Source organism: Pseudomonas aegrilactucae (assembly GCF_019168305.1).
Taxonomy (GTDB): domain Bacteria; phylum Pseudomonadota; class Gammaproteobacteria; order Pseudomonadales; family Pseudomonadaceae; genus Aquipseudomonas; species Aquipseudomonas aegrilactucae.
In genome coordinates, this window is record NZ_JAHTBI010000077.1 from 1 (window position 1) to 12704 (window position 12704).

Below are 12704 nucleotides of genomic sequence, written 5' to 3' on the forward strand. Positions count from 1 at the left end.
TGTGCATGGGGCCTTCTTTCGGCAAACAGCGGTAGGCACCGGAGAATGTTTGGCCTGCCGCCGCTTTTCGGCAAGTTGATCGGAGCATCCCTAGAGACATCCACAAAAATCTATGCAAGCAACTCTCCGATTGCGAATTTCTGGGCACAATCTGCAATAAAAAAGCTGCCATTACGGCAGCTTCACCCAGCAATGAGCTATTTCTTTGAAGACTTGCTAGGCTTCAAATCAGGGTTGTTCCCTGGTGTATCTTTATTGTCGCGACGACGTTTATCCACTTCGCCGGTTGACTTGGCAATAGGCTTTGGGCCCGGTTTAAGCGCCATAAGATCCCCCTCAATTACAACGTTCAAGTTGACTGCCGCCAAATGATCTTATTGCTAATGGCGGGCGCTTTCAAGGGGGATGATAGGCTTAATTAAGCCACTACAAATGTAACTTTATTTTACAGCCACTACCGATCACCTGTAGAAAGCCAAGCTGCTAGATGCTCGTATTGGCGACATAGGCATTACTGCGTAGCCAGCAGCTCGCTCTCGATGATTTCTAAGCTCATCGCAACGACACGAAGCGCCAACTCATAGCCTTTCCAGAGGTTCGCCCGATCGTTCGAGAGGTCACCGTAACGCGCAGATACATCTGGGTAGATCGCTAGCTCTGCCTCGGTGAAGCCTGGGTCTGGCTTGACCTTCAGGAGCTCCGTCCTCAGTGGTACAAGCCGATGGCTGAACTGCTTCTGAAGCGTCGCGTCTGTATGCCCCAACTTTAGGATGAGCACAGCCTTGATAGCTATCTCCACAGCTAGGCGTGAATCCTCCAGGGCTTTCGCACTGGGAGGGGAGCTAAGGAGCGCCGCAGTTGCGCTGGAGAGCTGCCGGGAGGCTGCCATCACGAACTGGCCAACGGCTGATGGCTTCGTCTCGTCGAGGCGCCTGATGTTCTCCTCCATCACAAAGACGCCATAGGCGTTGCTGAAGTGCTGCAGGTAGGCCTCGAGCGAGTCAGGGGAGCTGGCCAGGCGCTGAACCAGATAAGGTGGTACGTTCCTGAACTGCTTCAGCGGGAAGATCTGCGGACGCCCGTAGACCAGAGGCATTACGACTTCTACGAAGGCCATGTCCCAGTAAAACGCGGCCCTGCCGAAAGGCTGCCGGATGTGTAGCCCATAGGTGGTGTTCCGACTGAACCACTCCGCTATGACTTTGGTTGCCTCAGCCCCGAAAGCCAGGCTTTGCTGAGACTCAATGCACCACCTGCGAAAGGCCTCGCTCGGCCGGCGCTCAGGGATCAATCCCTCCGTGGCCAACATCTCGTTGATTCCTTCAAGCCATGACTCCGTTGGCAGCTTTATCCCTGACACGGCTAGTCCCTCACTAAGATCAAGATGTGAGCGGAATAATCGCACAGACGCTCGTCATCTTGCCTCAAATTTGCATAGACTCTGGCCACGGAAATGGTGGTAGAAAGCAGTTTCCGCCATCGAGCGACAGCCCGATGTAAATGCGCGCAGTCTTCGGAATCCGAGGCTGGCCACTTCGCTATGATCAACTGCCCGGCGATGAGTATTTTTATGACCACTGATGCTTCGGCGAGACGTCTAGCCGGCGTCCTGGGCAATCATTCTGTCCAGGATTGAAAACTGCAGCGGGAGCCAGTTCTCCATCACGAGACTTCAACGTCCGCAGGCGAAGAGGGCGTTCCGCGCTGAGTGCACAGCAACATCACTGGCATCATTTTCTACTGCGCAAAAACAAGACGGGCACGGGCAGGCTGACCAACAAAACTGACGATATCAAACTGAGCGGGCCCCGTCTCGCCTGCGTTGATAGCGGTGACCCTCGCTTGAACATACTCGTCCCAACCAGGATTACAGAATTGCGTGTCAGACCAAAAGTTGTGTGCCTCGTCTGCGACAAATTGCCTGGCAATCGCTCGCTGTTCCACACCGACCAAACACCAAGCTGCAACTACTCTATCGCTCCAAGTTGCGGAGGCCAGTAGGTGTAAAGCAGAAAAACTTCCAAAATTGAATTGATCGACCTCTGTATTAAACGCGTACATCGCATTTAACTGGTCTACGCGGGAATATTTGGCCATGCAGTCCACCACCGTGAAAAACCAACCTAGCGCCTGGAATTGACTGAGCCTTACGAGCCGTTTGTGGGCGGGGGACAGACGACTTCTGATAAACCACACATTCGTGTCCGCTCGAGCTTTGGTAGTTAGAGCATGTATATTGTTGACGGACATTTTCATGCCTCCTTGCTAGCAGATTATCTCTAGGCGCGTTATTCCCTCACGGGAAGCTGCTTCTCATTTTAGATTGCATGTGGAGCAAGCGGCGACGCAATCAGCAAGACACGCAAAGCGAACGGCACTATTCGCCCCTTCCCAGTTGTTGCACCAGTTGAGAACGCTCTCGCATTTGCGCGAAAGAATGAGCATCGGCTCTGAAAACTTTATGGATCTACTTGTAGATCTGCTCCTAGGAGTACCGCGCGCTCAGAATGCCTTGATCATGCCTTAGTGGCGGTGCCGCGTGATCCTTTCAACCAAGCGCCAATGCAGGGGGCTTGGAGGCAAAGAGTACATTTGTACTCAACAGCTTTATGGAGACTTTCGCGGACAGTTTTCGGCAGCTGGCTCCCGGTCTCCCTCCTCTTCCGGAGTAGCTAAATGCTATCGTACCCCTCTGTCATGGAGTGGATGCCCGAGTGAACGACTACGACTTTTCGCGTCTCAACGACAAAGAATTTGAGGTGCTGTGCACCGACCTCATCGGCGCCTCTGAAGGCGTTCGATTTGAACGCTTCAAAGCCGGTCGAGATGGTGGCGTAGATGGCCGCTATTTCAGCCCGAATGGTGGCGAGTGGATCTTACAGGCCAAGCATTGGGCAGCTACTCCCTTCGCTCAGCTTGTTGCGCGTTTGCGGTCTACGGAAGCACCCAAGGTCGCAGAGCTTCAGCCCGAATGGTACATCCTAGTGGTATCGCATACGCTTTCGAGGTCGAACAAGGAGGAGCTCATTACCGCTATCGGCGCCTCCTGCCCCGTGAGCGTTTACGGCAAAGAAGATCTCAACGACCTGCTTGCCCGGCATCCCTGGGTCGAGCAAAGGCATTTCAAGCTCTGGATAAGTAGCGCTACGGTGCTTGTCCACCTGCTCAACAACGCCATCATGGGGCGTAGCGATGCGATGATGAGCGAGATCATTGAGAAGTCGAAGATCTTCGTCCAGACCCGCAATTACGAATGGGCCGTCGATAAGCTCAACCAGCTCGGGACGGTCATCATCACTGGCCAAGCAGGAATCGGAAAGACCACACTCGCCGAGCAGCTCATCTTGTTATATGCCAAAAATGGCTTTGAGTTTCTGTCCATCGGCAATGACGTTCATGAGGCTGAGCAAGCTTACGTGCCTGATAGGCGGCAGCTGTTCTATTTCGACGATTTCCTAGGGAGGAACTACCTAGAAGCACTGGCAGGTCACGAAGGGAGCCAGATCGTCAACTTCATAAAGCGGATCCATCGGGATAGGGCGACTAAGAAATTCGTACTGACGTCACGGTCTACTATTTTGAATCAGGGGCGAATCCTGAACGACGCCTTTGAAAACAGCAATGTCAATCGAAACGAGATGGAGATCAAGCTCCAATCCCTTTCAAGCCTCGACAAAGCCCATATCCTGTACAACCATATATGGCATTCGGGGCTAAGCCCTGAGCATGTAGAATCATTCTACATAAAAAAGCGTTACCACAGGGTTATTGGACACCGCAATTTTAACCCCCGCATCATACAGTTCATCACCGACCCGCAGCGTTTGGTCGACATCCCCGCTGAAGCATACTGGAATCACATTACCAACCTCCTGGATAACCCAACGAGAATCTGGGAACACCCATTCGACGCCCAGCTCGACGACTTTGGTCGATTCTTGGTACTTTTGGTCGCATTCAATGGGAACGATATTCTTGAGCAGAATCTTGCTAATGCATATGCCGTGGGTCTGCGCATGCCTGAACATGCGAGCTTTAAGGGAAAACGTGAGTTCGACTTCGTAGTTCGGCATCTCTCAAATTCACTGCTGACGCGCGTGATGGCAGGCGAGAAGCGCTACTACAAACTCTTCAACCCATCTCTTGGGGATTATTTGATTCATCGCTATGCGAATGACACCCTGCTGCTCAGAGCTGTTTGCAGCTGTCTGCGCAGTCTCAGCGCTCTCGATATGCTCGAAGATATGAGGCGCAACAAGCTAATTTCTAAAGAGAGCGTGGAAAGTATATTTCAGTCCTTGTACGGACATGAGGAGCATCTGGGCTTTGTGGACAGCTCGCCCGAATACCTGGCAAAACTATATCAGTGCACTATCTATGGAGTAAGTGAGCAAGAGAGTGCGAAGCGGCTATTACAAACCACGGCGGTCATTATAAGGAACCCCATCAGCGAAAGTTATCTGCACTGCTTGGACACCCTAGCCGACGCTATTGATGACGAGATAGTTTCGGCCTCGTCGCTGATCGATTTTGTTTTGGGAGTCATAAGCACTGAAGTGGAAGTGACAGAGAAAGAGCTCTCTGCACTTGGCAATTTAGTCAAATCGCTTGAAGCCTATGACATTACTGAAGCAACGGAGCCGTTCGCAAATTTAGCGTACACCACCATGAGCGAATCGCTTGACGAGATGTTCGAGGAAAGCGATGTGTTCGACAATGGCTTTGATTTGGCTGCCGCTAATCGAGTTCTTACCAACATGATTGACGAAAAGTTTTCCAGTTGGCATGCATCGCCCTCGAACGCACTGATCGACGGAATCCTCGACGCCTATGACGTCAAGTACCGTATGAAGCGGTATTTCCAGGAAGAGGAACAGAGTTACGTGTCCCCACGAGCGGAACAGAACCGGCTCGAAGCGCTGGACATTGATGATCTGTTCAGCAGGGAGCGGTAGTTTTTTTGGTCGGATGAGGGTGTCTTTCGGCTTTCTGGGCATTTGTTGTAGCGGGGTCAGCGTCGAATGGGTAGCTAGGCGGGCTGGTAGTGAAGGATTTTCGGAGAGGCAGTGGATGGGGTTTTCGAGATCGTGGCACCTACCGGAGGTGTGATTTTGGAACGCGCCAGGTGCTTCGTTGGAAGCTCAGAGCAGGGGGATTGAGGTGGCTGGCTTATGCTCGTTGAGGGCACTAAAGGGCTGGAGGCCCTCAGATCAGGGCTTCTGGGTAGAATGGGGTGGCCAGGCGACGTTGACGAAAAATCGCTGAGTTTGGTGCATTTCACAAAATTCCGTCATGGAGTAGATGCCCGAGGGCGATTACGATTTTCCGCATCGTTGAGATGCTGTGCACTGATCTGATTGAAGCCGAAGAAAGCGTTCGCTCGAACGCTGCAAAGCCGGTCGTGATGGTGGCGGGGGGATCCTCCAGGCCGAGCACTGGCCAGATAAGCCCTTTCTAAGCTTTTCGCCCATTGACGCTTACCGGATGCGTCTTTCGGAACAGCAGTGTCTAGGCTGGTCGTACATCCACCGCCTCAAGCCCCTGCCTGACGAACCTGAGCCATTGCTGCCTCAGGTAGACTACCTGCCTTCCACCATTAGAAGTAAATGAGCAAACACCAATGCTACATGACGAGAGCAGCGCGCAGCTCAGCGCCACCCTCTATGACATCACGATCATCGAGATCACCTGCCGATCCATTTCACCCGAATCGCTCGCGCAGGAGATCGATGCCTTCTTTTTTGATTTTATTGATGATCAACCCAGCTCCGACGCGATGATTGATCTGTCGAGATTACCTTCGGAGCACGCCCAAGCCCTCTTTGATGCCTTCATGGCCGTATCCCAAGAGCGCGGCTATCGGTTCGGAATTGCATACCTAGGCTGTCTGTCAGACTACGAGGGATGGTGTGTTCCTCTTGATCACTACCCCCTAAGACAATTTGCTCAGCATCTCCTGGGCGCTATGGACTCTGACGCCCTTCACCCAGAGCTTCGCGATTTCAAGTTCGCTGCAGATTTGGGTCTGTAACGATCTGAACGGCACAACGACCCTTTCACTCTACGTTCATCTGCCGACTTTTTCTTGAAGGTTTTTTGAGGGGCTCAGCAAGGAACAGGCGCAATGGTAAGCCGGGTCGCCAACGAACAACAGTTCAGGTGCTGAGTGCAAACCAAGGGGGAGTGGGTACGAGACTATGCGTGGGGCCCAGTAAATCTGCGGCCTGCAAAGCATGCAGTCGAAATCTCACTCATTCCAAAGCGCGCAGCAAGCGGCAGTAGCATGCAGCTAGTGAAATGCACCCTTAGCATTCCGAGGCGCAGGCCGAGCCTAGGCCTGCAGGGAACACAAGAAATGATCGGCCACAAAAAAGGGCCTAGATCGCTCTAAGCCCTGATTTTACTGAGTTTGGCGGGAAACCAGGGATTCGAACCCTGGGTACGCTATTAACGTACGCCGGTTTTCAAGACCGGTGCATTCAACCACTCTGCCAATTTCCCGATGCATACTGCTAGAGCGCCTTGAAGTGTGCATCTAGGATCTACCTGAGATAAGAACTCTAGGATAGTTGCCCATCGACGGTTTTCAAGACCGTTGCCTTAAACCACTCGGCCACGCTTCCTTCGTATTGCGGCCGCCATAATACCGAAATGAAACAAGCTGTCAAACTCTCTAGGTGGCCGCTTTGCAGACGTCTGTTATGATCTTTGCATCCGAACGTTTCAAACCCACAGGAGTGTCGCCATGCGCGAACAGGATTACGCCGTCAACCACGGCCTGCAGGTCGAACAGCAAGAGGTCAGCCGCGTCCTGCGCAATACCTATGGCCTGCTGGCCATCACCCTCGCTTTCAGTGGTGTCATGGCCTTCGTGGCCCAACAGATGCGCGTCGGCTACCCGAACATCTTCGTGGTGCTGATCGGCTTCTATGGCCTGTTCTTCCTCACCAACAAGCTGCGTGACTCGGTATGGGGCCTGGTGTCCACCTTCGCACTGACCGGTTTCATGGGCTTCCTGCTCGGCCCTATCCTCAACCGTTACCTGGGTATGGCTGGCGGCGCTGAAGTGGTCAGCTCGGCATTTGCCATGACTGCGCTGGTATTTGGTGGCCTGTCGGCTTACGTGCTGATTACCCGCAAGGACATGAGCTTCCTGGGCGGTTTCATCACCGCAGGCTTCTTCGTGCTGCTGGGTGCTGTGCTGGCGAGCTTCTTCTTCCAGATCAGCGGCCTGCAACTGGCGATCAGCGCCGGCTTCGTGCTGTTCTCGTCGGTGTGCATCCTGTTCCAGACCAGTGCGATCATCCATGGCGGTGAGCGCAACTACATCATGGCTACCATCAGCCTGTATGTGTCGATCTACAACCTGTTCGTCAGCCTGCTGCAGCTGTTTGGCTTGATGAGCCGCGATGACTGATAGACGGTTGAGCTGTTGAAGATGTCAAAAAAGCCCGCTTCGGCGGGCTTTTTTTGTGGGTGATGAGGGGGGGGGTGACGTAAACAGCGGTGCTAGTGATTGCAGTATTTGGCCTGATGAAGCGTGCACTCAGGTTTACGACCGCTGCGCGCTCGATTCGCTGGCAAGCCAGCTCCCACGCCCTGACGAGAAGCAGATTTTTTTGCCGTGATGGACACAAGCAGGCGGTGCCGGCCCTAAGCCCAAACAATGCTGGCAAAGTGGGCTACCCCTATCCCCGCCCGCGCCGTAGAATGCGCTCCTTTTTTCTGCCCGGGGCAGCATTACCCATGAGCTCACTCGAACAAGCGCCCGCACAGGCCAATGAACTGGTCCTGGGACTGGAAGACCGCCCTCGCCCGCTCATCGCGCTGCTCGCCGCACTGCAGCACCTGCTCGCGATCATCGTGCCGATCGTGACCCCAGGCCTGCTGATCTGCCAGGCCCTGGGCGTGTCCGCCCGCGACACCAACCTGATCGTGTCGATGTCGCTGGTCATCTCCGGCATCGCCACCTTCGTGCAATGCCGCCGCTTCGGGCCCTTCGGCGCCGGGCTGCTGATCGTGCAAGGCACCAGTTTCAATTTCGTCGGCCCACTGATTGCCGGCGGCGCACTGATGGTCAAGCAAGGCACGCCAGTAGAAGGCGTGATGGCGGCGATCTTCGGTGTGGTGATCGCAGGCTCCTTCGTGGAGATGGGCATTTCGCGCATCCTGCCCTTCGTCAAACGCCTGATCACCCCGCTGGTGACCGGTATCGTGGTGCTGATGATCGGCCTTACGCTGATCAAGGTCGGCCTGATCAGCATGGGCGGCGGCTTCGGCGCCATGGCCAATGGCACTTTCGCCAACGGCGAAAACCTGCTGCTGTCGGGCGTTGTACTGGCAATTATCGTGGTGCTCAACCGCATTCCCGTGGTGTGGATGCGCAGTTGCGCCATCGTGATCGCACTGGCCGTGGGCTACGCGCTGGCAGGCTACCTGGGCCGCCTGGACTTTACCGGCATGCATGAAGCCGCTGTATTCCAGGTGCCGGTGCCGCTGCACTTCGGCCTGGGCTTCTCGTGGGCACTGTTCATCCCGATGCTGGTGATCTACCTGGTGACCTCGCTAGAGGCCATCGGCGACGTTACCGCCACCAGCAAGGTCTCGCGCCAACCGGTCGAAGGCCCGCTGTGGATGCAACGCATCAAGGGCGGCGTGCTGGTCAACGGCGCCAACTCGCTGCTGGCCGGTGTGTTCAATACCTTCCCAAGCTCGGTGTTCGCGCAGAACAATGGGGTGATCCAGCTGACCGGTATCGCCAGCCGCCATATCGGTATCTGGATCGCCGCGATGCTGGTGATCCTGGGCCTGTTCCCGAGCGTGGCCGGGGTGATTCAGGCTGTGCCGGAGCCAGTGCTGGGTGGCGCTGCGATGGTGATGTTCGGGGCGGTTGCCGCTTCGGGCATCAATATCCTGGCCAGCATCAGCCTGGATCGCCGTGCGCTGCTGATCATCGCGGTGTCCCTGGCACTGGGCCTGGGCGTGGCGCAAGTGCCGGAGTTTCTCGCGCACATGCCGTCGGCGCTGCGCAATGTGCTGGAATCGGGCGTGGCCACCGGCGGGATCTGTGCGCTGGTGCTGAACTGGTTCCTGCCTGAGGCCAAACCACAGGCCTGAGTCGCTATTGGGGCCACGTAGCGGCCCTTCGCTGGCATGGCCGGCGCCTACAGGCGCCGGCTTTTTGCTTTATCATGGGCGCAGTTTTGCTGACAGAGCACACCATGAAGTTCACCCTCGCGATTTTTTCTCCCGGACACGCGCCCTCCTCGCGCCGCGCCCTGCTGTTCGCTCAAGCGGCACTGGCCAGCGGGCACGAGATCGTGCGGCTGTTTTTCTATCAGGACGGTGTGCACAGCGCTTCGGCCAATGTGGTCGCGCCCCAGGATGAACTGGACGTGCCCGCCCGATGGCGCACCTTAATCACCGAGCACAACCTCGACGCCGTGGTGTGCATCGCCGCCGCCCTGCGCCGCGGCGTGCTCAACACCGAAGAGGCCCAGCGCTACCAGCGCCCCGCCGTGAACCTGCCCGCGCCCTGGGAGCTGTCCGGCCTTGGGCAGTTGCACGAAGCCGCACAAACCGCCGACCGCCTGGTCTGCTTCGGAGGCGATTGAGATGGCCAAGTCCCTGCTGATCATCAGCCGCCAGGCCCCCTGGGCCGGCCCCTCGGCACGCGAGGCGCTGGACATCGCCCTGGCCGGCGGCGCCTTCGACCTGCCGCTGGGCATGCTGTTTCTGGATGACGGCGTGCTCCAGCTGGCACCCGCGCAACAACCGGGGCAACTGCAACAGAAGAACCTGGCCGCCAACCTGCAGGCCCTGCCGATGTTCGGTGTGGACGAGTTGTTCGCCGCTGCCAGCAGCCTGCAAGCGCGCGGCCTGAGCGCCGACAGCCTGACACTGGACGTCGAAGTACTCGACGACAGCGCACTGGCGGCCCTGATCGACCGTTTTGACCAGGTGGTAACCCTCTGATGAGCACCCTGCACGTCATTTCCCACTCGCCGTTTGGCGACAATCGCCTGAGCAGTTGCCTGCGCCTGCTCGGCAGCCAGGACGCGCTGCTGCTGTGCGGTGACGCGGTGTACGCGCTGCAAACGGGCAGCGAACCGCTCAAGGTATTACAGGCGGCCAACCTGGCAGCGCGCCTGTACGCACTCGAAGAAGACCTGCAAGCGCGCGGCATCCATAGCGATATCGCCCAGGCCACCGACTACCCGGCCTTCGTCGAGTTGTCGCTGGCCTACGACAAGGTCAACAGCTGGCTATGAACACCCTGACGGTCGACACACGCGATATCGCCCTGGACAAGGACGGCTTTCTGGTCGACCTGCAGGACTGGTCTGCCCCCGTGGCCCAAGCCCTGGCCGCCCGCGAGGGCCTGAGCCTGACTGCCGAGCACTGGGAAGTGCTGGAGCTGCTGCGCCAGTTCTACCAGGAGTTCGAGCTGTCGCCCGCCACGCGCCCGCTGATCAGGTACACCGCCCTGAAGCTGGGCCCGGACAAGGGCAACAGTCTGCACCTGAACCGCCTGTTCAACGGCACTCCCGCCAAACTTGCCGCGAAGCTCGCGGGCCTGCCCAAGCCGACCAATTGCATATGACCGAACCTAGCCCGCTGATCACCGAAACACCGGCCGAACACCCGTTCGCGCAGTTTGTGCGCATTCTTGGCAAGGGCAAGCGCGGCGCGCGTGGCCTGACCCGTGAAGAGGCCCGCGAAGCCATGGGCATGCTGCTCGACGGCAAGGTCGAAGACACCCAGCTCGGCGCCTTCCTGATGCTGCTGCGGCACAAGGAAGAAAGCCCCGAGGAGCTCGCAGGCTTCACCGAGGCCGTACGCCAGCGCGTGCAGGCGCCGCCGATTGCCGTGGACCTGGACTGGCCGAGCTACGCCGGCAAAAAGCGTCACCTGCCATGGTTTTTGCTGGCCGCCAAGTGCCTGGCCAACAATGGCATCCGCATCCTGCTGCACGGCGGCGGCGCGCACACCGCCGGGCGCCTGTACACCGAGCAGGTGCTGGAGCAGGTACAGATCCCCCTGTGCCGCGACTGGGACAGCGTCGCCGGCGCCCTGGAGGCGCAGCGCATCGCCTTCATCCCGCTGCAGGACTGGGCGCCGCGCCTGCAGCGCATGATCGACCTGCGCAACACCCTGGGCCTGCGCTCCCCGATCCATTCGCTGGCCCGGGTGCTCAACCCGCTGGGTGCTCGCTGCGGCCTGCAGAGCATCTTCCACCCCGGCTACCAGGCGGTGCACCGCGAAGCCAGCCGCCTGCTGGGCGACACGGCCATCGTGGTCAAGGGTGACGGCGGCGAGATCGAGATCAACCCCGACGCCACCAGCCATCTGTACGGTACCGCCAACGGCGAAGAGTGGGACGAGGAATGGCCGCAGCAGTCGGCCCAGCGCCACGTCAAACCCGCCAGCCTTGAGGTGTCGCACCTGCTGGCGGTATGGCGTGGCGACGCCAGCGACAGCTATGGCGAAATGGCCCTGGTGGCGACCATGGCCCTGGCGCTGCGCGGCCTGGGGCACTCCCGCGAGGCAGCGTTCACCCAGGCACAGCAATGGTGGGCTGCCCGCCTTAGCTAGGCAATCCATCGGGAAAGCCGATCATACACGCCCATGCTTTGCGCTATTCGTTCGAACTTGAGCCCGTACACTGGGCTCCAAGTTGAATGAATCGCCAAGGAGAGAACCATGGGCCTGTTGATCGACGGCCGCTGGCACGACCAGTGGTATGAAAGCAGCAAAGACGGCGCCTTTCAGCGCGAAAACGCGCAGCGCCGCAACCAGCTGCCGGCTGCCGAGGCCGGGCGCTATCACCTGTATGTATCGCTGGCCTGCCCCTGGGCACACCGCACACTGATCTTTCGCAAGCTCAAGGGCCTGGAAAAACTGATCGACGTGTCGGTGGTCAGCTGGCTGATGGGCGAAAATGGCTGGACCTTCGACAAGACGCTCGGCTCGACGGGCGATGCACTCGACAACTTCGAGTTTCTGCATCAGCGCTATACCCGCGACGACCCGCACTACAGTGGCCGTGTCACGGTGCCGGTGCTGTGGGACAAGCAGGAACAGCGCATCGTCAACAACGAGTCGGCAGAGATCATCCGCATCTTCAACACCGCCTTCGACGGGCTGACCAGCAATCGACTTGACCTGTACCCCGAAGCGCTGCGCGCGACGATCGATGCGATCAACGAGCGGGTGTATCCGGCGGTCAACAATGGCGTTTACCGGGCAGGGTTTGCGACGACGCAGCAGGCGTATGAGCAGGCTTTCGATGAGCTGTTCACCGAACTGGATGCGCTGGAGCAGCTACTGCACACGCAGCGTTATCTGGCGGGCGAGTACCTGACCGAGGCCGACTGGCGGCTGTTTACCACGCTGATTCGCTTTGATGCGGTGTACCATGGGCACTTCAAGTGCAACCTGCGGCGCATCGCCGATTATCCGAACCTGTCGAACTGGCTGAGGGAGCTGTATCAGTGGCAGGGGGTGGCCGAGACAGTGAACATGGAACATATGCAGCATCACTATTACATGAGCCACAAGACCATCAACCCGAATGGGATCGTGCCGAAAGGGCCGTTGCAGGACTTTGGCATAGCGCATGATCGCGAGCGCCTCGAGGGGCGGGGGATCTGGGACAAGACCAGCTTCTGACCAGGCCTTGAGGACGCCTTCGCTGGCAAGCC

The 12704-nt window shown here is 57.7% G+C and carries 13 protein-coding genes and 1 tRNA gene; 11 read left to right on the plus strand and 3 right to left on the minus strand.

Annotation, left to right across the window (positions count from 1 at the left end; genetic code table 11):
* Positions 1 to 372, plus strand: a 372-nt coding sequence (locus KUO17_RS19940) for a hypothetical protein (protein ID WP_217977239.1), incomplete at its 5' end; no start/stop codon positions are given.
* 139 nt (positions 373 to 511) lie between these two features.
* Here the strand turns inward: KUO17_RS19940 and KUO17_RS19945 are convergent.
* Both KUO17_RS19945 and KUO17_RS19950 read right to left on the minus strand, forming a co-directional pair.
* Positions 512 to 1309, minus strand: coding sequence for a hypothetical protein (locus tag KUO17_RS19945; protein ID WP_217977240.1), 798 nt, complete (start codon positions 1307 to 1309; stop codon positions 512 to 514).
* A 428-nt stretch (positions 1310 to 1737) separates the two neighbouring features.
* Complete coding sequence (locus KUO17_RS19950; RefSeq protein ID WP_217977241.1) at positions 1738 to 2250, minus strand: hypothetical protein; 513 nt, start codon at positions 2248 to 2250, stop codon at positions 1738 to 1740.
* A gap of 464 nt (positions 2251 to 2714) precedes the next feature.
* Here KUO17_RS19950 and KUO17_RS19955 point away from each other — a divergent pair, with 464 nt between their 5' ends.
* Positions 2715 to 4955, plus strand: a complete 2241-nt coding sequence (locus KUO17_RS19955) for an nSTAND3 domain-containing NTPase (protein ID WP_341869639.1) — start codon at positions 2715 to 2717, stop codon at positions 4953 to 4955.
* A gap of 665 nt (positions 4956 to 5620) precedes the next feature.
* The gene (locus KUO17_RS19965; RefSeq protein WP_217977242.1) at positions 5621 to 6031 is read left to right on the plus strand and encodes a hypothetical protein; all 411 of its coding nucleotides are present in this window, start codon (positions 5621 to 5623) and stop codon (positions 6029 to 6031) included.
* Between the two features lie 379 nt (positions 6032 to 6410).
* Here KUO17_RS19965 and KUO17_RS19970 read toward each other — a convergent pair.
* Positions 6411 to 6501: transfer RNA gene (locus KUO17_RS19970), tRNA-Ser, on the minus strand.
* Positions 6502 to 6745: 244 nt separating this feature from the next.
* Here KUO17_RS19970 and KUO17_RS19975 point away from each other — a divergent pair.
* The 8 genes from KUO17_RS19975 (at position 6746) to KUO17_RS20010 (ending at position 12672) form a co-directional block, all read left to right on the plus strand.
* Positions 6746 to 7417 carry a Bax inhibitor-1/YccA family protein gene (locus tag KUO17_RS19975; RefSeq protein WP_217977243.1) on the plus strand — a complete coding sequence of 224 codons (672 nt, stop codon included), beginning with the start codon at positions 6746 to 6748 and terminating at the stop codon, positions 7415 to 7417.
* A gap of 329 nt (positions 7418 to 7746) precedes the next feature.
* A complete protein-coding gene (locus KUO17_RS19980; protein ID WP_217977244.1) occupies positions 7747 to 9117 on the plus strand; it encodes a nucleobase:cation symporter-2 family protein in 1371 nt (456 codons plus the stop codon).
* A gap of 104 nt (positions 9118 to 9221) precedes the next feature.
* Positions 9222 to 9614, plus strand: coding sequence for a sulfurtransferase complex subunit TusD (gene tusD / locus KUO17_RS19985; protein ID WP_217977245.1), 393 nt, complete (start codon positions 9222 to 9224; stop codon positions 9612 to 9614).
* Position 9615: 1 nt separating this feature from the next.
* Positions 9616 to 9975, plus strand: coding sequence for a sulfurtransferase complex subunit TusC (gene tusC, locus KUO17_RS19990; protein ID WP_217977246.1), 360 nt, complete (start codon positions 9616 to 9618; stop codon positions 9973 to 9975).
* Positions 9975 to 10271, plus strand: a complete 297-nt coding sequence (tusB, locus tag KUO17_RS19995; RefSeq protein WP_217977247.1) for a sulfurtransferase complex subunit TusB — start codon at positions 9975 to 9977, stop codon at positions 10269 to 10271. Before tusC ends, tusB begins: the two co-directional genes overlap by 1 nt.
* Positions 10268 to 10603, plus strand: a complete 336-nt coding sequence (locus tag KUO17_RS20000; RefSeq protein WP_217977248.1) for a TusE/DsrC/DsvC family sulfur relay protein — start codon at positions 10268 to 10270, stop codon at positions 10601 to 10603. The genes tusB and KUO17_RS20000 overlap by 4 nt, the downstream gene beginning before the upstream one ends.
* Positions 10600 to 11595 carry a glycosyl transferase family protein gene (locus tag KUO17_RS20005; protein WP_217977249.1) on the plus strand — a complete coding sequence of 332 codons (996 nt, stop codon included), beginning with the start codon at positions 10600 to 10602 and terminating at the stop codon, positions 11593 to 11595. The genes KUO17_RS20000 and KUO17_RS20005 overlap by 4 nt, the downstream gene beginning before the upstream one ends.
* A gap of 108 nt (positions 11596 to 11703) precedes the next feature.
* Positions 11704 to 12672: a glutathione S-transferase family protein gene (locus KUO17_RS20010; RefSeq protein WP_217977250.1), complete on the plus strand. Its 969-nt coding sequence runs from the start codon at positions 11704 to 11706 to the stop codon at positions 12670 to 12672.
* Positions 12673 to 12704: the final 32 nt, after the last annotated feature.

Coding starts and splice junctions, on each gene's coding strand:
- KUO17_RS19945 (WP_217977240.1), bottom strand. CDS start 1,309: ATGTTGGCCACGGAGGGATTGATCCCTGAGCGCCGGCCGAGCGAGGCC.
- KUO17_RS19950 (WP_217977241.1), bottom strand. CDS start 2,250: ATGTCCGTCAACAATATACATGCTCTAACTACCAAAGCTCGAGCGGAC.
- KUO17_RS19965 (WP_217977242.1), top strand. CDS start 5,621: ATGCTACATGACGAGAGCAGCGCGCAGCTCAGCGCCACCCTCTATGAC.
- KUO17_RS19975 (WP_217977243.1), top strand. CDS start 6,746: ATGCGCGAACAGGATTACGCCGTCAACCACGGCCTGCAGGTCGAACAG.
- KUO17_RS19980 (WP_217977244.1), top strand. CDS start 7,747: ATGAGCTCACTCGAACAAGCGCCCGCACAGGCCAATGAACTGGTCCTG.
- tusD (WP_217977245.1), top strand. CDS start 9,222: ATGAAGTTCACCCTCGCGATTTTTTCTCCCGGACACGCGCCCTCCTCG.
- tusC (WP_217977246.1), top strand. CDS start 9,616: ATGGCCAAGTCCCTGCTGATCATCAGCCGCCAGGCCCCCTGGGCCGGC.
- tusB (WP_217977247.1), top strand. CDS start 9,975: ATGAGCACCCTGCACGTCATTTCCCACTCGCCGTTTGGCGACAATCGC.
- KUO17_RS20000 (WP_217977248.1), top strand. CDS start 10,268: ATGAACACCCTGACGGTCGACACACGCGATATCGCCCTGGACAAGGAC.
- KUO17_RS20005 (WP_217977249.1), top strand. CDS start 10,600: ATGACCGAACCTAGCCCGCTGATCACCGAAACACCGGCCGAACACCCG.
- KUO17_RS20010 (WP_217977250.1), top strand. CDS start 11,704: ATGGGCCTGTTGATCGACGGCCGCTGGCACGACCAGTGGTATGAAAGC.